Origin of the sequence: Photobacterium sp. GB-210, assembly GCF_003026075.1 — a bacterium.
In the GTDB taxonomy this organism is placed as follows: domain Bacteria; phylum Pseudomonadota; class Gammaproteobacteria; order Enterobacterales; family Vibrionaceae; genus Photobacterium.
This window is the reverse complement of record NZ_PYNU01000004.1, coordinates 214158-236583: the sequence shown is the minus strand read 5'-3', so window position 1 is coordinate 236583 and position 22426 is coordinate 214158. Positions and strand designations below refer to the sequence as shown.

The 22426-nt window shown below is 38.5% G+C and carries 19 protein-coding genes and 1 pseudogene; 11 read left to right on the top strand and 9 right to left on the bottom strand.

Annotated elements, in window-relative coordinates; all coding sequences use genetic code 11:
• Positions 1-61: 61 nt before the first annotated feature.
• Together C9J38_RS09140 and deoD are read right to left on the bottom strand one after the other, a co-directional pair.
• Positions 62-1552 (bottom strand): lactate dehydrogenase, encoded by a 1491-nt coding sequence (locus C9J38_RS09140; protein WP_107206795.1) that lies wholly within the window; start codon positions 1550-1552, stop codon positions 62-64.
• A 299-nt stretch (positions 1553-1851) separates the two neighbouring features.
• A complete protein-coding gene (gene deoD / locus C9J38_RS09135) occupies positions 1852-2562 on the bottom strand; it encodes a purine-nucleoside phosphorylase (protein WP_107206794.1) in 711 nt (236 codons plus the stop codon).
• Between the two features lie 294 nt (positions 2563-2856).
• On the opposite strand from deoD, the gene C9J38_RS09130 reads away from it, so the two are divergent.
• The 6 genes from C9J38_RS09130 to C9J38_RS09105 all read left to right on the top strand — a co-directional run bounded on the left by C9J38_RS09130 (position 2857) and on the right by C9J38_RS09105 (position 7844).
• The gene (locus C9J38_RS09130; protein ID WP_045083072.1) at positions 2857-3063 is read left to right on the top strand and encodes a DUF3283 family protein; all 207 of its coding nucleotides are present in this window, start codon (positions 2857-2859) and stop codon (positions 3061-3063) included.
• 131 nt (positions 3064-3194) lie between these two features.
• Entirely contained in the window at positions 3195-4250 is a 1056-nt protein-coding gene (locus C9J38_RS09125) for a glycosyltransferase family 4 protein (RefSeq protein ID WP_233217727.1), read from the top strand.
• Positions 4251-4283: 33 nt separating this feature from the next.
• Positions 4284-4979: an acyltransferase gene (locus tag C9J38_RS09120; protein WP_107206792.1), complete on the top strand. Its 696-nt coding sequence runs from the start codon at positions 4284-4286 to the stop codon at positions 4977-4979.
• Positions 4976-6241, top strand: coding sequence for a glycosyltransferase (locus tag C9J38_RS09115; RefSeq protein ID WP_107206791.1), 1266 nt, complete (start codon positions 4976-4978; stop codon positions 6239-6241). The genes C9J38_RS09120 and C9J38_RS09115 overlap by 4 nt, the downstream gene beginning before the upstream one ends.
• Positions 6201-7085, top strand: coding sequence for a phytanoyl-CoA dioxygenase family protein (locus C9J38_RS09110; RefSeq protein WP_107206790.1), 885 nt, complete (start codon positions 6201-6203; stop codon positions 7083-7085). Before C9J38_RS09115 ends, C9J38_RS09110 begins: the two co-directional genes overlap by 41 nt.
• Before the next feature lie 411 nt (positions 7086-7496).
• A complete protein-coding gene (locus tag C9J38_RS09105) occupies positions 7497-7844 on the top strand; it encodes a hypothetical protein (protein WP_233217695.1) in 348 nt (115 codons plus the stop codon).
• 97 nt (positions 7845-7941) lie between these two features.
• Here C9J38_RS09105 and C9J38_RS09100 read toward each other — a convergent pair whose 3' ends face one another.
• The 4 genes and pseudogenes from C9J38_RS09100 to C9J38_RS09085 all read right to left on the bottom strand — a co-directional run bounded on the left by C9J38_RS09100 (position 7942) and on the right by C9J38_RS09085 (position 10408).
• A complete protein-coding gene (locus C9J38_RS09100; RefSeq protein ID WP_158259300.1) occupies positions 7942-9405 on the bottom strand; it encodes a YadA-like family protein in 1464 nt (487 codons plus the stop codon).
• Between the two features lie 114 nt (positions 9406-9519).
• Positions 9520-9661, bottom strand: a pseudogene (locus C9J38_RS22005) (IS630 family transposase); the annotation flags it as partial.
• Between the two features lie 145 nt (positions 9662-9806).
• The gene (locus tag C9J38_RS09090; RefSeq protein ID WP_107206787.1) at positions 9807-10046 is read right to left on the bottom strand and encodes a hypothetical protein; all 240 of its coding nucleotides are present in this window, start codon (positions 10044-10046) and stop codon (positions 9807-9809) included.
• A gap of 32 nt (positions 10047-10078) precedes the next feature.
• The gene (locus C9J38_RS09085) at positions 10079-10408 is read right to left on the bottom strand and encodes a multidrug efflux SMR transporter (protein WP_107206786.1); all 330 of its coding nucleotides are present in this window, start codon (positions 10406-10408) and stop codon (positions 10079-10081) included.
• A gap of 186 nt (positions 10409-10594) precedes the next feature.
• On the opposite strand from C9J38_RS09085, the gene C9J38_RS09080 reads away from it, so the two are divergent.
• From C9J38_RS09080 to C9J38_RS09060, 5 genes are all read left to right on the top strand, one after another.
• On the top strand, positions 10595-11533 hold the full coding sequence (locus tag C9J38_RS09080) for a LysR family transcriptional regulator (protein WP_107206785.1): 939 nt from the start codon (positions 10595-10597) through the stop codon (positions 11531-11533).
• A gap of 106 nt (positions 11534-11639) precedes the next feature.
• A complete protein-coding gene (locus tag C9J38_RS09075) occupies positions 11640-12020 on the top strand; it encodes an STAS/SEC14 domain-containing protein (RefSeq protein WP_107206784.1) in 381 nt (126 codons plus the stop codon).
• 189 nt (positions 12021-12209) lie between these two features.
• Positions 12210-12974, top strand: a complete 765-nt coding sequence (locus C9J38_RS09070) for an outer membrane beta-barrel protein (protein WP_233217693.1) — start codon at positions 12210-12212, stop codon at positions 12972-12974.
• Between the two features lie 157 nt (positions 12975-13131).
• Positions 13132-14010, top strand: a complete 879-nt coding sequence (locus tag C9J38_RS09065; RefSeq protein ID WP_107206782.1) for a 6-carboxytetrahydropterin synthase — start codon at positions 13132-13134, stop codon at positions 14008-14010.
• Positions 14011-14221: 211 nt separating this feature from the next.
• Positions 14222-16597 carry a Lon protease family protein gene (locus C9J38_RS09060; RefSeq protein ID WP_107206781.1) on the top strand — a complete coding sequence of 792 codons (2376 nt, stop codon included), beginning with the start codon at positions 14222-14224 and terminating at the stop codon, positions 16595-16597.
• Positions 16598-16704: 107 nt separating this feature from the next.
• Here C9J38_RS09060 and putP read toward each other — a convergent pair whose 3' ends face one another.
• The 3 genes from putP to norR form a co-directional block, all read right to left on the bottom strand.
• On the bottom strand, positions 16705-18192 hold the full coding sequence (gene putP, locus C9J38_RS09055; protein WP_107206780.1) for a sodium/proline symporter PutP: 1488 nt from the start codon (positions 18190-18192) through the stop codon (positions 16705-16707).
• Between the two features lie 764 nt (positions 18193-18956).
• A complete protein-coding gene (hcp, locus tag C9J38_RS09050) occupies positions 18957-20618 on the bottom strand; it encodes a hydroxylamine reductase (protein ID WP_107206779.1) in 1662 nt (553 codons plus the stop codon).
• Positions 20619-20807: 189 nt separating this feature from the next.
• Positions 20808-22334 (bottom strand): nitric oxide reductase transcriptional regulator NorR, encoded by a 1527-nt coding sequence (norR, locus tag C9J38_RS09045; RefSeq protein ID WP_107206778.1) that lies wholly within the window; start codon positions 22332-22334, stop codon positions 20808-20810.
• Positions 22335-22426 lie beyond the last annotated feature (92 nt).

Here is a 22426-nt window from a genome sequence, read left to right as displayed (position 1 = left end):
TAATTAGGCTCAATAAAATGGCATCAGTGATGGCAATATTGAGCCTTTTTTATGTCTGCAGCTAGCTCAGTAACTGTTCTAATGTTATTGGTGAAGAGGCAAGACCTAATCGTTGCGCAGGAGTTAATCTGTATTTATCTTGGCGACAAAGGTTATGCCAAGCGCGATAAATATCAAGCAAGGGCAATAATCCTGCAGGGCGAAGTTTACGTCTTGGCTCGTTGATCAGTTGGCTAAATTGGTCTTGAAAACGGTTTTGATAAGATGAAATAGCACGGTATGTTGCGTGTTCTAGCCATTGTTTATCTTTCGAGGTTTCTCCACCAAGATGGCAGATCCCTTTACTTGCGTTCTCTAAATGAGTAAAAGCCCACCTATCTTGCCACCAACCTAGTAGAACAATATCGACATTGTCTGGCTTATCGCCGTGTAGCCATTGTTCATCTTCAAGAACATAAACAGGATCAATTCGTTTCTTTTTAATATGATCAATAAAAACTGAAATACAGGCAGAGCGAAGTAGTGTTTCTTGAGGCATAAAAACCGCAAGATAGTCGCTATGTTGGAACATTTGCTTTAAATAAAGGTAGTGGCTATATACGGTGTATTGAGGGTGGATCAATGTTCCTTTTGTTGGGTAATTAATGAGCCTGCCATCAGTCAATGGATTTTCCATATTGGAGCGACTAAAAATTTTCCTATAGGTTGTATCTACTCGCGCTAATATTCCTTGCGGGATAAATGTTTCTGTCAGCGTTTGATGTGGTGTAGAGAGCGCCATATAGCGAGCGTTATCTTGATAAGCATTATGGTGCTCTTGTGTTGATTCCACGGTTTCTTGTTGATAATTAATATGCTGAGCAACAACATACCCTGACTGCGCTTCTGCACTGGCAACCCATAGTACACCGTTCATACTTTTCTCTTGCAACGCTTTTATATTGGAAGCCAGTTGTACTTTATGTTGGTGCTTAAACAAGCGTTCATCAAACAGAGCAAGTTGGCGGCGACACCTTGCTGCGATGTGGTTTAATTGATCATAAAATGTTTTTGGATTTATCTCTAAGCGACGACAAATATCTCGCACGGGATAACCAGTAAATAATAACCCTAAGAGTTTTTGTTGTATAAGATGTTTATTATTACTACCAGACCAACGATCAACAAATGTTTGGTCGCATGCTTTACAACGATAACGTTGCCTGTCACCACTAAAGCCAAATGCGTGATATAAATGTCTATGTGTTAATGCTGAAAACACGTTATTTTCACAGGCGTTATTTGTGCATTTAGGAAGATCGCCGCTTTGTTGGGTTTGGTAACGTAGCGCTTCTTCTACAATATCTTGGTTATTCAATAAAGGAGGAAAAGCACCACATTCACGGCATACCAATATCGGACGATTTTTGTTTGCCTGTTGTAGCACATAGTCATTTGGATTATGTGAACCAAAGTTCTTACAACTCAATGTCTTACAGTGATTAAACTGATGGCCATTAAAAGCCAAAGGTAACTGCTCAATGGGGTTTGCTGTTGTAAGAGATGTCGACATAATCAAACCTTATTTTTGAGGGGTCTTAACAATGAGTATAAATATATTATCAAGGTTGTTACTAAGCAGGCGTGGGATTTGTGAGAAGGGGCTGAGTAAATAGTACTCAGCACTGTCAGAGAACAATACGTTTCAATAATATGTTACCTATGATTGTGTAAGACGCCACATTTTACATTATCGAGCTGGTTTCTATTAATTGAAGGTACTGATTAAACTAACATCCCTTTAGTTTTTATCTTTGGATAGAAATAAGCGGTCAACATATCGGGGAAGAATGCCTCCCGCTTATGGAGTATTTATAACGAAATTGCTGTTTCTAGTGCGATATTCATCATTTCATTAAATGACGTTTGACGATCTTCTGCACTGAGCTTTTCACCACGTTTGATATGATCAGAAACCGTTAAAATAGTCAGTGCTTTTGCACCTAACTCTGCAGCAACGCCGTAAATACCAGCGGCCTCCATATCTACGCCAAGGATACCGAGCTTTTCCATTTTATCGAAAAGATCGCTTTCTGGACTGTAGAATAAATCAGCAGAGAAAACATTACCGACACGAACAGGTACTTTCTGTGCTCGTGCTTGATTGACAGCCGTTTCTAATAAGTGATAATCCGCAATTGCTGCAAAGTCATGATCTGAGAAGCGAATACGGTTAACTTTCGAATCTGTTGAGGCGCCCATACCGATGATCACATCCATCAGTTTTACATCATCATGGACAGCGCCACAGCTACCAATACGGATAATATTTTTAACACCAAAGTCTTTAATTAATTCGTGGACATAAATAGAGCATGAAGGGATACCCATACCATGCCCCATAACTGAAATACGTTGACCTTTATAGGTACCAGTGTAGCCATACATACTACGTACGTCACAAACACGCTTAACATCATCTAGGTAAGTTTCAGCAATATACTGAGCACGTAGAGGATCACCAGGCATTAGTACTGTTTCTGCAAAATCGCCAAGCTCTGCGTTAATATGTGGGGTAGCCATATATTGCTCCTAGATTTTAATAATTAACAAAGGTTATTGTTGCGTTTCAATGGAAGCAGTTTATGAGAGCAGGATGATTATTCTCGCGATCAATATCACATAATTTAGGCTGTTTTAGATAAAATAGTAAGTTGTTTACTAATTCTGTTGAAAAAGAGAGGGTGGACTTCTTTTTTGATAGTTGATTACGCAAATTTTGCCGTAAGAAAACCCAAATGATTATGATGCATGGCTATTTTGATCACTTTTGTTTTTAGGTAAAATGAATCAATATAATTAAAGCGAGCATAATTGATGTATAACCTTACGTTACTGTCTGATGGTGAAAGAACACGTATTGAATTAGATAAGCAGGCAGCTTATACCGTATGGAAAGTAAAAAACGGTAAGGTTGGCTATGAGGCATTTGCTGAACTTATTAACAATATTGACGATGATGATGAGCGAGATTTCTGTGAGAAATCAGTGACCAAATATAAACATCAAATGGGTGTTAATTAACGGTTCAGCATTACTTTTATCGGAATTTGGCTACTGCAATGGTAGCCGTTTGTTTACCTTTCGCGAAAATTCTCCTTTTTAAGAAAAGAATAATATATTCTCAGATATGCTTTAAAGACTACCTTTTTATCGTGAGACAAAAGATGAAAAACATAGTCTTAATTTGTGATATTGATGTAAAAAAAGGTAGTAGTTTTTTGGATTTTTTAATTCAGCTACCGGATTCAAACAAACACTTCATTTTATTCGCACGATCTATTTCAGATGACGCTTATTCTGTCTTAAAATCAAAAAACTATACCTATTCCGCTTTTGCAAATTCCGCCCAATTATTTGCTTTACTACTACGTTATCGTCCTCATCTTATCCATTTCCATTTTTATGGTATTGGTCACCTTTATACATTTATTGCCCGCATTTTTTGTTCGAAAATTGTGCTTACCATGCATAATTCACCACCAAAACACGTTGAGATAACAGGATGGCGTCGATGGAAGCAATGGGTTCTTGGTATGCCAATTACTCGTCTTTGTGCGATTTCACCTTTTATTCAGCGATGGTTAGAAGCGTTTATGCCCTCTGAAAAAATAGTGCTGATTAATAATGGTATAAATTTATCGCGATTTAACTATAAAAAATTACCGCCAATTACGAATAAATTACGTTGTTTTTATATCGGAAGTTTGAGTGCAGAAAAAGGAATCCACTACTTATTAGATCTCTTTTCTCAACCAGAATTAGCAACGATTGCACAATTAGATATTTATGGGGATGGAGAACTGTCTGAGCAGGTGAAGCTCACAGCCTATCGAGAAAATTCGATTTATTACCATGGGCGTTCAGCAAAAATTGAGCAGGATTTACAACACGCACATATTGTATTAATGCCATCTTGTTGGCAGGAAGCTTTCGGATATGTCGCCGTTGAAGCAATGGCAGTAGGGCGACCAGTTATCGCTGAACCTATCGGTGGGCTTGCCGAGATTTTTACCGATAAACAGCAGGGTTGGTATGTGTGTTTTGAACAAAGAGATCAGGTACAAAAATTGCTTCAGTTTCTTTATAGCCAAAATAAATTGCTTGAATGTGTTGGTTTAGCTGCGAGAAGAAAGGTAGAACAAAAATATGATATCGCAATACAAATCGCCCAAACTCACGCATTGTATTCTTCTTTGATTGGACAATAAAGTGCTTTAAATAAGTCGTAAAGGTGGTGATTAATGTTAATAACGCATCGAATTCGTGCTTATATCAAACAACAAAACACACCATTAAGCCGATTGTTATACCGAGTTTCAAAATGGTTCGTTTATGGTCAACTGCCTGATTTAGCATGGATATATCGGCCTATTTATGTTCTTTATCGATTAGCGAGTTTCACTTTCCAACGCTTATTGAACATTTTTCTATATCTTCCTATGTTACAGGCACGGTTAGAACATTACAGCCCTGGGTTGAGTTTAGAAAATGGCTTCCCTTTAATTCAAGGGCCGATAAAAATTTATATTGGTAATAATACTTGTCTAAACGGAGCCCTGAGTATTCACGGCCATCCTGATAGTGGTTGTTGCGAAATAAGAATAGGTGAAAATTGCTATATTGGTTGGCAAACCGGAATTTCAGTTGGAAGGAAAGTACTTATCGGCGATAACGTTATGATTGCAGGAAGAACGAGCATTAATGCTCATAGCGGTCATAGCCCGGGTTTAGACAGGTATGAACCGCCAGTAATGGCTGATTTAGTGATTGAAGACGATGTATGGATCTGTACTGGTGTCAATATTGTAAAGCCTGTCACTATTGGACGTGGCTCAGTTGTTGCTTCTGGATGTGTCGTCACTAAAGATGTGCCGCCAAATGTATTGTTTGCAGGTAATCCTGGCAAAGTCATTAGGATGTTAAGGGGGAATGAATGAATATATTTTATTTTAGTTACTTTTCCCCACCGTTATTAAATGTTGGTGCAAACAGAAGTCGACGATTTAGTGAGTCTTTAACGCGTTTAGGACATCGAGTGGTGGTCTTTCGTGAAGCCCGAGATCATCGGTTTGCTAATGTTGATAATAAAAATAAGATAGAACTTTTCGCAGATATCGTTCCTGTATCTTCATGGAATATTGATTGGTGTTGGAAATGGCCAACAATTATTCACAAACAATGTTATCGTTTAAGACATTGGCGCTCACCAGAAAGAGATGGTGATATTGCTAAAAAGTATTGGTTGATTGATATGCATTGGGGCTGGATATTCCCTGCTCTTTATAAAGCATGGCAAAAAAGTAAATCGATTAAACCGGATGTGATTGTTGTTTCTTGCCCTCCTTTTAGTAGCGCTTTAATTGGTAGGCTGCTCTCAAAATGGCTCAATGTTCCTTTGGTGTTAGATTTTCGTGATGCGTGGTCGCAAGCGAGTTATTTTTCCGATGAAAATGACGTTAAATCTGAACAAAAAATAATGCAGCAAGCGAGTGCTTTGATAGTGACGTCGATGGCTGATTATCATACTTATCAATCTTTATACCCCCAACATAGTGTTCGTTATATCCCTAATAGTTATGATCAAATCCTTGATCATGTTTCCGATAATCATAAGGTGTTGACCCTTGGTTATAGCGGGACATGGGATGGTTTTAGGCGCAGCGCAAAAGGCCTATTTAAGCAATTAGCGCAGTGTGATTTTCCTATTCGCCTTATCAATGTAGGTGATGTTCAAGATGAAATGATGCAGTTGATACGCGAGTATAAATTAACCGATAAGGTTGTAATGATAGGTGCTCAACCAAAAGAAAAGTTACACGATATTTTATCGCAATGTGATGTGTTATTTATTCAAAAAGGTAAACCAGATAAAGGTAAAGCGGATACGCATTTAGCGACTAAAGCGATAGATTATGTGGCAAGTGGCAAGCCGATTTTAGCTGAATTACCCGATGGTGAAACATCAGATTTTTTAAGACGACACGCCACACAACTTTATGAAGTGTCAATAGAAGAGCCAGCGATCTATTTAGATCAACTAAGACATTTATATCAATTGTTTGAGCGTAATAAATTAAGCGTAAAAAAACCGTCTTCTGATTTTTACTACCAGTATGGTTGTGAAAAATTAGCGTCTGACTTTATTCAGGTATTAACAGATGTCACAACTTCTAGCTTTACTGAGCGAGTTAAAACATAACGGTGCTGTTGTACTACCGGAATGTATTACAAAAGATGAATTAGTTAAAATGCAAAGGATCTTTCAATCTCAATTGGAGCGCCCTGCTTTTAACTCATGGACAGGGTATGCGCAAACGGATAGAAAACGATTAATGGTCGAACAACTATTAACATTAGATTCTTATTTTTGCCAATTGCCCTTAATGCCATTAATTAATAGTCTTATTGTTGAATATCTAGGGAAAGATGTTTGTTTGCAAGAAGCGAAAGGCTGGCAAAGTCTTCCGTTTAAAGACAATTTTCATCCACTACATCGTGATGAATGGTATTGCACTGAATATTATCAATCTAAGTCTATTCCAAGATCATTAAAATTAGCTTGTTATCTTGATGATGTAGAGTCAGGAGCATTTGCGTTTGTTGCTGGTTCTCATCGGCATCAGTATCAGGGGCAAGTAGGGGAGTTGCACCATCAAAAAACTGAAGATTATGAATTAACAAGAGTAATTGGTAAGGCTGGAACGCTCTTTTTGTTTGATCCAGAGTGTTTACATCAACAAAGTTATCCAAATTTGACAGCAAGAAATGCGCTGTTTTATCACTTTTTTTCTCCTTCTGTGGTGTTGTCAAATAATTTCACGCAGTGGGGGCGCTTTCAACGTTTGTTGATAGAATCAAGCTTTTTATCGGGACTAAATCATCAGCAATTGGCTTTCCTTGGCTGTTCTCGGCAACCTTGCAATGATATTCCGGATATACAGCATTTTTTGAGCTTAACTAAGCCGTTGAATATAGCAGTGCGTTCTTTGAACGAAGCGCACTTTTTGTTCGAGAAAATCAAAGCGAGATTCTTTGGTAGATAGAGTTAATGGTGGTGAGTCATCTCTTTCGATTATTTTTGTTATTAAATAATGCTTAAATAACAAATAACGTTGTTTTGATAAGCGATTTTTTCATATTATAGTCCATTATATTGATGAAAATACGATCAGTAATCAATGAAACGAGTAGTTGCTGTATTTACCTATTCTTCTTGGTTATAGGGTAGTAAAGGTGTGGTTACAGTATTGCAAGTATGTATGGATATTGTCGAATAGTAATGAATTCAGTTATACAAATATCACAATTAATCGATATTAAACAACACATTAATTACAAAAAAACATTATATATGACGATAAAATGAAACTTAGAACATTATCTATCGAGTAAGAATGCTTATTGGATAGTTATTTAGTATCATTATCGTAGTAATTGATTTAATGGTGAACAACGTGAAAACAACAGATTTTTCGGCAGTAGATGATGATAACGGTGATGTTATGCTTTCAATGCGTGCAGAGCAGCGATCTCAATCTACAAAAAAGTCGTCGTTAACTGCAAAATCATCGAGTCAAGCAGGGGTAGCAACGAGATCTAAACGTTTAACGGATTGTCCTGCTTGTGAAGGTATTGTGTCTCGTCGTGCACATTTTTGTCCTCACTGTGGTGAGCCTGATCCTTCTCGTCATATGCAGCGCTCTAAATGGGTATCGCGATTGATTTGGACTGCAATTATTGCGGCGGGTTGCTGGTATGCCTATGACCAATTAATGCCATGGGTTATTGAACGTCTGAAGTGATTTTTTAGCAAATTTATAAAAAAACCGACACGAATGTCGGTTTTTTTTTATCTGTAGCATTTGATTAACTAAGTTTGTGATAAGGTAATTTCTTCAATTAGTTAAAACCAAATGTCATACCAGCAGCAACGCCCACATTATGATTAGAGTTATATGATGTATCTAACGTCATAATAGTATCAGGCGAGGTATTAATTTTAGCGGCTAATGCAATAGCATCTTGATCGCCATAGTAACCAAGTCCCATACCAATATTATATTTGCGGTTTGGTTTAACTGTGATAGCTGCCATTGCCATAGCAGATGCAACTCCCGCATCTTCTCTATGTTGTAAACCTTCTAATTTCTCATTAAAAGTATTTGAGAGTTGATTTATACGTTGATCTGTATAGTTATTAGCACTCTGCAATGTTTGCTGCGACTTTTCATCCGTATACTGTTTCGAACGGTTGTAATATTCGAGCACATGGCTGTTGGTGTAGTTCACAGACTCTTGATGTAACTGACTAATATTATTTGCATTTGTATGAATTTCTGTACTGTTTGTTGTAATGTTTTGGCTATTGTTACCTATAGCTATTTTGTTGTTGTTAACACCGACAGTATTTTGTTTTATGCCACTGCTGTTATCTGCTATTTCCGTTTTATTGGTCGTAATGGCTTGGCTATTGTTAGTGATATTATTGGCATTATTACTAATGCTCGTTTTGTTATTTGTAATTGATTGCGTATTTGAACGAATATTCGTCTCATTATTGGCAATTGAATTTTTATTAACATCAATAGCTTGTGTGTTTTGGTGGATATTAGCCGTATTGTTTTTTATATCACCAGCATTGTTTTTTATATCACTGGTATTGTTTTTAATGTTATTAGTGTTATTGCTAATATTTTCACTATTGTGGCTTATTTCACCTTGTAAGGCATCCTTTGCCTTAGTTAATTGGCTAACATTGACTGCGTCAGTAGCATTAATACCTGCGCTAACATTAGTAAGACGACGCGTTAGATCTGTATCTGTTACTTGTATTTTCCCGTTAACGATTTTTCGGTTGACGACTTCACCACCAAAGCTCACCGTATTCTTTTCTTCTGCTTTGCTGTTATTACCAATAGCAATACTGTTATTTGTCGCATACGCCTTAGTACCGATAGCAAGCCCATCATTAGCATAAGCCTGAGTACCAATAGCAACGCCATTATTAAGTGAGTTCGTGCTAGTACCAATAGACTCTGAATTATCTTTAGCGTGACTGTAATCGCCAACAGCAAGAGAATAATTACCAACGTTGACATTAGTGCCAAGTCCAACGTTATGTGAACCTGTAATAACAGGGGATGAGCCAACAACAGTATTATTATATTGATCATTTGGTAGCTGTGATTCTGTCTTATTTATAATAACATTACTACCTGATGTACTTGTAGCATCCTCTTGTACACTAGGTTGCGAGACAGACTGTGGTTGAGCTAAAGAGTTATTCTCCGTAGTTACTGCATGTACATTATACGCTACAAATAGCGGTATCGAGTAGAGTAGCTGTTTCATTTGACTATTCATTATTTTTAACCTATTAGTGATCATTTACTGAACAGTATAGTCAATAAAATGCCAGGTAAACATTTCGCGATGCAAAAATAGAAATCATTAATAGTGGTATATGCTTGAAAGGCTTCAAAGTGTTTGTTTTAGAACCTGAAAGTTATCATTTATTCGAGCTGCCAATGAGCCTGTGATCTCTAGAAGAGTCACAGTAAAACAGCTCTATTACTGCTTTGAAGTCTCGTTTAGTTTTGAAATAAGCATCGTTTCTGTTGAAGAGTTAGTGTGATTTTCATGGCTGCTGAGCATGTTCCCTATCTTAACGAAAACAACACCTTCAATGATCATGGGTATATAAAGTCGCTATGAGTACATCGTCACTAATATTGTTATTAGTGACGATTTGAGGAAAGTAAGGATTAATGTGTTTTTTGCATACCACGAGTTTGATTCATGGTACGAGAACCTGCGGTACCATAGGTATTAATGTCGTATCGATTTGGTGAGTAACCAATACGCGAACGATAACGGCGATCAAGCTCTGATAAATTAATACCATAGTTTTGATTTAATTGTTTAATAACAACATTGATCTCTTTTTGAGAACTATTTTGATTTCGTAAGTAGTAGTATAAGTTTTCAGCACGTTGTTGGTTCATTATAACCTCTCATAATGGCTACATAAGGATATTTAGTGGTGGTGCGAAACACCTGCTAAATTAATTACAGCAACACCTACTGCAATAATTGCCATCCCAATCCATACTTTAATATCGATGTGTTGTTTATAAATAACACTTGAAATTACTGTAACAAGTGCAATAGCAAGACCTGTCCACGAAGCATGGACAACACCTACTGGAATATTTTTCATTGCTTGAGCTAGAAAGAGAAAGGCAGTGATATGGCCGAGAATAACAACGGCACTTGGTAGTGGATTGGTAAAACTGTCTGTCGCTTTTAATGCGACATGTGATGTAGCCTCAGCCAAAACACCTAATAGAAGAAATAACCAACTCACAACCACACTCCAATCTAATTCATAAATGAGGCTGTATTATAATTGTTTCTGAAATAATGATAATTGCACAGTAATGAAAATTACTTTTACCATTGGGTAATAATTGTTATTCCAAACAGGAATGCTGACGGTATAGCTAGGTTCTGCAGTAAACTATTAAGGACTTAAAACAGATAGGTAATTGTAGTGCTTCAAGATCGCGCCGGACAAATGACAATATTTCATACTCTTGTAAAAAGTGGCAATTTCACTATTGCTGCGCAAAAACTCGGGGTATCAACATCGCATGTAAGTAAACAGCTGGGTTTATTAGAAGCAGAGCTGCAGGTGAAATTAGTGCAGCGAACAACACGTAGCTTTACTTTGACCGATGAAGGTATTGAATACGCGAAATATTGTGAGCAGTTAGTCTCAGCGGTGTTAGATGCTGATGCGATGATGGCAAATATTCGTGATGAGGTATCAGGTACTTTACGCTTAGGCTTATCTCAATCTTTTGGCACAATGCATATTATCCCTGCAATAGAGCATCTTCGCCGACAATTTCCTGATCTTCATGTTGAAGTCAGCTTATTTGATCATCGTGCAAATATGGTCGATGAAGGGCTGGATTTATGGATCACCAATATCGAAAATATTCCTGAAGGTTACGTAGCGCAACGATTAGCGGATACCCGTTTTATTGTTGCGGCATCTCCTGAATATCTTATTCACCACCCAGCACCTAATCATCCTAGTGATTTGCAGGATCACAACTGTCTGGTTTATCAAAATAGACAAATAAATCACGGCACCTGGTCATTTTTACGCGATCAAGAAGGCTTATGTGTCACAGTATCAGGAAATTATCGGGTTGATTTAGCGGAAGCGGTTCGTGATGCATGTGTATCTGGTTGGGGGATTGCCTATCTTGCAACGTATCTTTTAACGGATGAATTCAAAACCGGAAAGCTGATTCAATTACTTAATGATTGGGAAGCCAATCAGGGCATGCACTTTTATGCGGTGTACCCAAGCCGTAAGCATCTGCCTAAAAAGATCGTCGCTGCCATTAGTTTTTTTAAGCATTATATTGGTGAAACGCCGTATTGGGATGAAAATCTCTCAAATTATGTCAACCTGTAAGCATGCAGAGTAATCTTGCACCATTGCCACTATCGTAAAATTGGTTCTGTTATAAAGTCTTATCAACATACCAATAATGTTAAATACTGATCGAGGAGATAATGAAATGACAAAGTCTCATGGAATTAAAATCGAAATTGATAACAACGGTGATGAGTTTTTTGTTGAATTAAAAGCGACTGGTAAATTAACCCATCAAGATTACCAGCTAATTACGCCTCAAATTGATGAAGCGTTAGCCGATGTCGATAAACCCATTGTTGATGTGTATTTTGATGGTACTGAGTGTGATGGTTGGGATATACATGCGGCTTGGGATGATCTAAAGCTAGGCTTAAAACATGGTAAGCAATTTCGTAAAGTAGCGTTATATGGCAATAAACATTGGCAAGAAGTTGGCGCAAAAGTAGGGAATTGGTTTTTATCCGGTGAAGTGCGTTATTTTGATAACTCAATCGATGCATTAAATTGGTTAAAAGAAGAATAATTGCAGCAAAATATTGTAAGTGGTGCGTAGAATATTGCCACCACTTATTACGGTGTTAATTTCATAACAAGATCGAGTTTTGTTTTCGTTTCAGTATATAATCACATCACTATTGGAATGATGATAAGTTTTAGCCCTTCGTAGGCTTAACGCTTAAATACAATGAAACAGGATGAAACAGATCGGTTTATGAATAAGACATTGCTTGCGAGCGTATTACTTAGTGCTCTTTTTTCTTCAACAACTTTTGCCGCAGAAGAATTATCAACAGAAAATTCAGCTTATACCCCGAGTGAGCCGCTAGTTTTAGAGCCTGTGGTTGCCACACCTGAAAATGGCTTATCACCAATTGAAGATGAAGTGCCAAAATTTGATGACACAATGCACTATTTCGTAGGGTTAACAGGTGGAATGGCTGATATGAGCTTTTCTCTTGTTCATGCAACGTCTTCTTCAGATAAGGTGTCTGCACCTTCACCTGACGCAAGCGGTTTTGCTGGCGCTGATATCGGTTTTTATACTGCTGGTGGTAATGGAAGAATTTACTATAGTTACCAGAAAATGAGTGGTGAATCTGAGTTTGATAATAAAAAGATCGCCGATACTGACGTCACTCTTCATTTATTAAGTGCAGATTATATCTTCCGAGCAGATAAAGCGATTAACCCATTTGTGGGTGCGCATGTGGGTTATATGATTGCTGAAACAACCAGCGAAAAATATGGTTCTTACAAGCAATCAAACCCTGTGCTTGGTATTCAAGCGGGTGTTGCTTGGCGAATTTCTGACCATTTTACGACAGAAATTGGTGCCCGTCACACCGCGAGTCAACGTAAAGATCAGAATTATTGGTCTGGTTCAAAAGTTGATCCTACGGAAATCGTATATCCAAATACTCAATCTGATCTAAAGAGTATTACGACGTTCTACATCTCAGCGAACTACCGTTTCTAGTTCTTCTTAAAAGACGGGTATTAATGAGAGCAGTGATGATAATCATCGCTGCTTTTTTATATCTTGTATTTACTGATTTTGCTTGTTTACTCATTGCGTCAGCAGCGTATAATGCATTCCCCTAGAAACGACAACCATTATCAATAAGGACTTCACTTTGAAGCTATTTGTCAGAGATCTCACTGTAATTGATGCGTCATACCTATGTACCGATCGCGGTATGGTTGGCGAAAGTTGGATTCTTGATGTGGTGATGTCGGGCGAGTTAAATGAAATGAGCATGGTGCTTGATTTCAGTCGTGTTAAGAAACAGATCAAACAATTAGTTGATCAATATGTCGATCACCGTTTAATTGTGCCTGCTAAATCTCCAGCAATTCACACTGCCGCGACTAAAACGGGCTATGCGACAGTCGATCTTCTGCGAGAAGATAAAAGTATTCACTTACATTGTCCTGAGCAGGCTTTCTGCTTTATTGATGCAGAGACAGTAACGATTGAAAGCGTGACTGAGCATGTTTACCACGTGCTAAAAGACAATCTACCTAAGAATGTACAAGGTCTTGAAATAACACTTCGTCACGAAGCCATTCAAGGTGCTTTTTATCATTACAGTCACGGTTTGAAAAAACATGATGGTAACTGTCAACGCATTGCACACGGTCACCGTTCTCCGATTGAGCTTATTGTTAATGGCGAGCGCAATGCTGAACTAGAGAAGCAATGGGCGAAGCGTTGGCAAGATATTTACTTAGGCTCAGAAGAAGATGCATGCAGTGTCAACGAACTGAATTTAAGTGAGTGTGCCAAATCGGTATCGGACGAAACCCACTATGGTTTCCGCTACACCGCACCACAAGGTGAGTTTGAACTGGCGATTGCTCGTTCAGAAACAGAAATGTTAGCCACCGATACCACTGTTGAATTACTTGCCAGTTATATTGCTGAAAAGGTTAAACCAAGTTTATCTGCTGCTGATTGCCTTGATGTTGTTGCCTACGAAGGGGTAGGTAAAGGAGCCATGGCAACCTTGTAATCGCGTTACATTACGCAATAAAAAAGCCTAACTTACTGAGTATTACTATATTAAAAGTGATACTAGCAATGTTAGGCTTTTTTTGTGCCTAATTTTTCAGCGCTAAACATTAAAAAATGAGACTAACGCCACTTTTTATAGCTTAAGTCTCTAAAAAATCAATATTTTATTAGTAGACTGAAGGTAGACGTCGTAACGAGAGGGATCGATTATGTCAGTTAAACCTCTAACCAGTGACAAGCTGTATCGCGTATCAGCGCTAAACGGATTGAGTGATGAGTGTAAGTCAACCAAACACCTTACACCATTAGATGAAATAGTAGGACAAGAGCGAGCACAACAGGCGGTTGAGTTTGCGATGTCGATTAAGGAAAAAGGTTACAATATCTATGCGATAGGTCGTAATGGATTAGGTAAACGCACCATGGTGATGCGCTACTTAAATCGTCACGATCCTAATGGTAACGCCAATACATTGTATGACTGGTGTTATGTTTCAAACTTTGATGATACCCGTTGCCCTAAGGTGCTAAAGCTGCCTGCAGGTCAAGGTAGTGCATTTAAAAAAGATATTGAACAGCTCATGAAGCGCTTAGTAAAAGCGTTTCCAATGGCATTTGATAATGAGCTTTATATTAGCCGAGCTGAAAAGTTAAAAACACAATTAGCGCAGAAACAAGAAAATGCGTTAATGACAATGAAAAAGGGCGCAGAAGAGCGAGGTGTTGGCTTAACCATTACTACCCAAGGTGATTATCAGCTGGTGGCGATGAATGGTGAAGAGCCGCATACCGAAGATTCATTTGCTGAATTAAGTGATAAAGAACAACAAACGTTTGAAGAGACGATCAATGATCTTGAAGTTGAGCTGCGTGGTATTGTTCGTCAGTTAACGGAATGGGAAGAAAAGTACTCGGATAAGCAGCAAAAGCTTGATGAGGATATTGCCAAAGATGTGACTGCGCATTGCATTAAAGATCTGAAAGCGAAATACAGTAAGCTGCCTGAGATTAAAGCTTACTTATCAGCAATGTATAACGATATTCTAGAAAATATTGATATTTTCTTAGAAGAAAGTGAAGAGCAAGTCGCATTAGCTTATGCATCGTTAGACAAGAAAATGCCGCGACGTTACCAAATCAATGTACTTGTTCATCAAGATGTTGATCGTAAGTTTCCTATCGAGGTTGAAGAGAGCCCAAACTACCACTCTATTTTTGGTTATGTTGAAAATGCGACGTTCAAAGGAACCGTTTTTACTGATTTCTCTTTGATTCGTGCAGGTAGTTTACACCGCGCTAATGGTGGCGTGTTAATGATGGATGCGGTAAAAGTTTTAGAGCGCCCTTATGTTTGGGATGGTTTAAAACGTGCACTGCGTGCGCAAAAGTTGAATTTAAGTTCACTTGAGCGTGAAGTGACATTGTCTGGCACCATCTCATTAGAGCCAGAGCCGATCCCATTGAATGTAAAATTGATTTTGTTTGGTGATTATCAAACCTATCAGTTACTACAACATTACGATCCAGAGTTTAAAGAGCTATTTCGTGTCACAGCAGATTTTGAAGATGATATGCCGCGAACAGATACCTCTGAAGAGCAATATGCTCGCTTTATTGCCAGTATCGTTCATGATGGCGATATGCTCCATTGTGATCGAAAAGCGATAGCAAGGATCATTGAATACAGCTCTCGCCAAGCGGATGATCAGCATAAGCTGTCACTACATTCTGCTGATATTGCGAACTTACTACGTGAGACTAATTACGTTGCGAAATCATCTAACGCGACCATGATCCGCAGTAGCCATGTTGAGCAGGCATTACAAAATCAAGAGCAGCGTGTGAGTCGCTTAAAAGATCATGTGATGCAAAGCTTTGTTACAGGGACGACTCTCATCGATGTTGATCATCAAGCCATCGGACAGGTTAATGCATTATCTGTGATAGCAACGTCTGATTATCGATTTGGGGCACCAAGCCGAATAACTGCAACTACAGCTTACGGTAGTGGTGAAGTATTTGATATTGAACGTAGTGCTGAACTGGGCGGAAGTATTCACTCGAAAGGTGTGATGATTCTCTCGGCATATCTAGCATCAGTATTTGGTAAAACAGCGAAGATCCCATTAACAACACATCTTACCTTTGAGCAATCTTACGGTGGTGTAGATGGGGACAGTGCATCAATGGCCGAAGTATGTGCGATTGTTTCTGCTTTCTCTGGTTTACCGCTACGTCAGGATATCGCCATCACAGGTTCGATGAACCAATTTGGTGAAGCGCAGCCGATTGGCGGGGTGAATGAGAAGATTGAAGGTTTCTTTGATGTGTGTGCGATCAAAGGAAGAACCGCTAATCAAGGGGTGATCATTCCACAATCTAACGTACATAACTTAATGCTACGCAAAGATATTGTAGAAGCAGTAGAAAAAGGTGAGTTCCATATTTGGGCGATTGACCATGTTTCTCAAGCCATTGAGATCTTCACAGGTAAACAAACGGGGACTGATGCAGAGCAAGGCATATATCCAAATGATACTGTCTTTGGTATTGCGCAAACTAAGTTAAATGCATTAAGGCGATAATTACTTTATCTCTTGTTGCCGCTTATCAATGTAAAATAAAAGCCGCATATATTGACTCTGTTGAGTTGAACATATGCGGCTTTTTTATCGTGATAAATCACGTTTGATTATTTTTGCGGCTCCAATTTGAGTTTTTCACAATGTTCATTCACTTCATCGAAATGACGTAGTGTCTTTTCACTCGGTTGTTCACCTTTAAGGCTGACAATAACCAGTGCTGCTGATGATAAAATAAAGGCGGGTATGATTTCATAGACGCTAAATAAGGTTGAGTTCGGCCAAGCAGCATGTGCAGCTATCCAAGCAATAACGACTCCTGCACCAACAACCATACATGCGATAGCACCGTGGGCGCTACAACGACGCCAAAATAGCGAGAATAATACAACAGGTCCAAACGCAGCACCCATGCCAGCCCAAGCGTGTCCAACAATAGATAAAATCGTGCTTTGTGGGTTACTAGCAAAAATCATCGCGACTAACGAAACAGCAACAACAGATAAACGTCCAAGGACAACTTGTGATTTCTCGCTCAGTTTGATGCTGAAAAAGTGAGTGATATCTTCTGTTATCGCACTCGATGAGGCTAATAACTGAGCCGCAACAGAACTCATTACGGCAGACAATACAGCGGCAATAAGGATTGCAGCGATCCATGTTGGGAATAAGCCTTTCGCAAGCTCTAAGAATATCATTTCATTATCAAAGTGATGAGCGGCGCCAGAGTAGTACATTGCGCCAGTAATACCAACTGCAAATGCGCCAACTAAAGAGACAATCATCCAACTCATACAAATTTTACGAGCAATACTCATACCTTTGACATCCCCAATTGCCATAAAGCGAACAAGAATGTGTGGTTGCCCAAAGTAACCTAATCCCCATGCCAGTAATGAGAACACGCCAATAGCGCTCGTATTTTCACTAATAACGGAAAAATAATGGGTCGGTAATACATCAGGTGCAATGGCTGGATCCAGGTTATACCAAGTTACGACTGGCGTAATGATGAGTGCAAAGAACATCAATGAACCTTGGAAAAAATCGACCCAGTTAACGGCTAAGAATCCACCTATCGCGGTATAAACCATTAAGAATATGGCTCCAATCCAAACTGCGGTAGTGTAAGGAATATCAAATAAAGTTTGAATTAAGAAAGCACCACTAACAAAACCCGCAGCAGCATAAAGAGTAAAGAACGTGAGTATAACGACAGCAGTCATAAAGCGAAGGGTGCGGTTACCACTACCAAATCGCGTATCAAAATAAGAGGGAATAGTTATCGCATCGCCGACGTTTTCGGTATAAATACGTAACTTTTTTGCTACAAAGCGCCAGTTTAACCATGCACCAATGGTTAAACCAATAGGTAACCAAATTTGATCTAAGCCTGAAACAAAAACTGCACCGGGAAGGCCGAGTAATAGCCAACCACTCATATCAGATGCACCAGCCCCGAGTGCAGTCACACCAGGGCTTAAACTACGACCACCAAGAACATAATCTGAATTACCTTCCGTCTTTCTTGCTGCGAAAATACCTATAGCAAAAATAATGCAAAAATAGATCGCGAGAACGACATAATAAGTAAACATTGAATTTCCTGTATTGCTTTACCTGTAAAGCCAGCCAATTAATTGGTTTGGGTGTTAGGAGTACAAGTACATTTATTTTTTGTTTTATTTAGATAGCTCAGAAATAATTATTTCATAGTTTTAGAATCTGACTAACCCGTATAGACACTGTAATAAAGTGCTTCATTCTAAATAAAACATGAAGATTGCTCTGCTAAATAAAATACGGGTAAAAAATGTGTTATACAAATAAATAACCCCATTTTGGTTATAAAGTGAACTATTTTGTGTAAGATTTTATAAAAGTATGTATAAATATGTATAGGTTTAAGGTGAAGGGGGTGATGATTGAAAATTATTCATCGTTATTATAATCGATTATTTATCTGTAGCATTGAGTATAAATAAACGAATAAGGTTGAATTTATTGATACCATTATTTTAGTTATTAAAACTATAACTAAAAACGATTGTTTTAATAGACATTAAATTTATTCCGCTAATTTAAAGGTATGTCTGTGGTTTATTTCCACAGACATTTTTTATGTAAAACTAACTTCAGCATTCGCAATAATTGTAGAAGAACAAGCAAGAATATAGCCTTGTTCGATTTCTTCTTTTGTTAGTGGCTTATTTTATGCTGACGGCATCGTCTGTTTCCTGCCATCTATCAATACAAATTAATGGGATGGGTGTTTGTCCAGTTAGCTAACATATATAAGCTCTTATAAGATAAAAAACGCCCCCTCATTGATATCTATATCAATGAGGGGGAGGTAAAAATGTTACGCGTTAAGGATTGTTTTTAGATCGTTTTCAACGGTTGTGATTGGGCGCATATCAAATTTATCTTGGATAATTGCAAGTAGGTTATCGGTCAAAAAGGCAGGGGCGGTTGGGCCGGTATAAATGCCTTTAACACCTAGCGCAAATAGCGTTAGTAAAATCACAATGGCTTTTTGTTCAAACCAAGACAATACCAGAGTGAGTGGTAGCTCATTGATGCCACAGTCAAACTCTTTAGCCAATGCCAAAGCAAGTTGAATAGCAGAATACGCATCATTGCATTGGCCAACATCAAGTAGGCGAGGAATACCATTAATGTTACCAAATTGGTTTTTATTAAAGCGGTATTTGCCACATGCAAGCGTTAGAATTACCGAGTCTTCAGGCGCTTGAGCAGTAAAATCGGTGTAGTAACTGCGTTCCGACTTATCGCCGTCACAACCACCAACAAGGAAAAAGTGACTAATATTACCTTTTTTTACTTCATCAATTACAGCAGGTGCTGCACTCATAAGCGCATTGCGGCCAAAACCAATCGTGATCATATGTTCGATTTCATTATGTTTGAAACCTTCTAATGCGAGTGCACAATCAATCGCTTGGCTAAAATCATCACCGTCAATATGTTCAACGCCAGGCCAGCCAACAATACTACGGGTAAATAAACGATCAGCATATTGACCGACATTAGGGTTAAGTAAGCAGTTTGACGTCATCACAATAGCACCAGGGAAGTTGGCAAACTCTTTTTGTTGATTTTGCCAAGCACTACCGAAGTTACCGACTAAATGCGGATACTTTTTTAGTTCTGGGTAACTATGAGCAGGTAGCATTTCGCCGTTTGTATAAACGTTAATACCTTTACCTTCTGTTTGCTGAAGGATTTTTTCTAAATCATGTAAATCATGACCAGAAACTAAAATGCATTTACCTTGTACAGGTTTTACGTTTACTTGTGTTGGCTCAGGGTGACCAAAAGTTGTTGTCTCGCCGGTATCGAGCATTTCCATTATGGTGTAATTCATCAAGCCAATACGCATTGAACAATCTAATAATTGATTAAGATCGGTAGGATCTGTACCTAACCACGCCATGATTTGATGGTATTCTGCGTAAACATCATCATTGGTTTGCCCTAAAACACGTGCATGCTCTAAATATGCCGCTGCACCTTTTAAGCCATACAAGCATAATAAACGTAGGCCAATCACATCTTCATGTAGGGTATCGTGACCACGGTTAACGGCAACTTGCGGAGCAATAGCCAGAATTTCAGCCGCTGATAGTGGTAATTCAAATTGAGCAACAGCGGGTAATACAGGTAAAGCTTCTGCTTGTAATGTTGAAGCTGTGATAACAAGATCTTTTAATTGAGCCTTATAACTTTGCGCTTGCTCTGCAAGTTCAATGACACGGGCAGGATCAAAGTTAACATTCGTTAGTGTGGCGAAAAATGCACGTGGTGCCCATTGATTAATTTCATCATTAATAATGTCAAAACGTTTAGCCAACTCTGCCCAATAAGATACCCCCTGTAGGGTATAAACAAGTACATCTTGTAGATCTGAAACTTCTGCTGTTTTACCACACATACCAGCAGCAAATGCGCAGCCTTTTACCTGTGAGGTTTGAATCGTTTGTTCACATTGAATACAGAACATGGAAAATCTCCAGCATTAGTTTATATAGTTATAAATGACAAGATTGTCGTATTACTAATACTGATAGCACTAACCGTGCCATTATTAAGGTGCTGATTTTTAATGAAAAATTAAATATTATTTAGATGTTGATGTAATAAAAACATCGTTCACTGTTGTTATTATTACATCAGAAAACATTAGGTCTGATTAATGGATATTAAATTTTTTACCCATCCGGTAAAGATTGCCACGATCCATTTGCAAGAATTGCGCGGTTTTTGACCAGTTTTTATCCATTTTGTTATAACTATGGCTGATCAAATGCTTTTGATAATCTTCAACCAATTCACGCATCGGTTGTGATTGTTGTGGGAAAAGTGATGATGTGTTTTTTACATCATCGATTGTGGCGGCGTTATCAAAATAGTGCTCTGTGATTGTTTGCTCACCATGTTGAATTGCTCGTAATGCCGCACGCGTTAAGCTGTGTTCTAATTCTCGAATATTACCCGGCCATAATTGCTTCTCAAGTAGAGCAAGTGTTTTAGGGTGAATATGGAGATTGGGTACATTAAATTGTTGGCGTACTTTTTCTAATAAATAGCCTGCAAGCACAGGAATGTCGCTCAGTCGCTGGCGCAGTGGTGGGACAAATATTGGGAAGACATTAAGACGATGGTACAAATCGGCTCTAAAATTACCGTTTTCTATTTCCTGCTCTAAATGACGATTAGTAGCGGCAATAATGCGAACATCAACATGATGATGACGATCACTCCCGACACGTTGTACGTCACCTTGCTGTAATACGCGAAGTAATTTTGCTTGTAGCGACAGTGGTAATTCACCTATTTCATCTAAAAAAAGGGTACCACTGTCAGCAAGTTCAAATTTGCCGGCTCGATGGCTATTCGCGCCTGTAAATGCGCCTTTGACATGTCCAAATAACTCACTCTCTGCGAGGTTTTCTGGTAGTGCGGCACAATTTACATAGATCATAGCTTTATCTGCACGATGGGACTGAGCATGAATAGCGTGTGCGACAAGCTCTTTACCCGTACCTGTTTCACCACTGATCAACACAGCATAATTGGATTGGGCAACCGTTGATATATTGGTTTTGAGTGCATTCATCTCGGAGCTAAATCCAATCATCTCATTGTGTTGAGATCGTGCTTGTTGGATCAAGGTTTCATTGAGTGACTTTTGTTTTTTATTCTGTAATTTCAGCGCATTGAATTGGGCAATATTACGGACAGTAGCAGCAGCAAGAGCTGCAAATGTTTCTATCGCAAGGTTATCGATATCATCAAATGCACCCACCGCCAAAGAATCTAAGCTCAAAACCCCCACTAATTGTTCATCAACATACAAACTACACCCTAAGCAGTCGTGAACGTTTATTTCTGTATCAACATTAATTAATAAGCCATCAAACGGATCGGGAAGGGGCGAATCAGCGTCAAAGCGTACAGGTGTTTTACTCGCCATAATTTTAGCTAAGCGAGGGTGAGAGCTTGGTAAAAACCGTCGCCCTAATACGGCAGACGATAACCCTTTAACGGCGACAGGGGTAAGAAAACCTTGTTGATCAAGAACAAATAGAGCGCAAGCATCACAAGGAAAGACTTGTTCTACACCATCAATTAAAGATTGGTAATGATGATCACTGGCCAGTCGAGTACTGAGGTTAAGGGCAATATTCAGCAGTGCAGCGTCGATATTTGATTGCATAAATAGAATATCTATATGTCGTTTTGATTATCTGTTGTCTTTATTACAACAAAATAGAGATCGTTAAGGCTTAATCTAGAACAACAAATTAG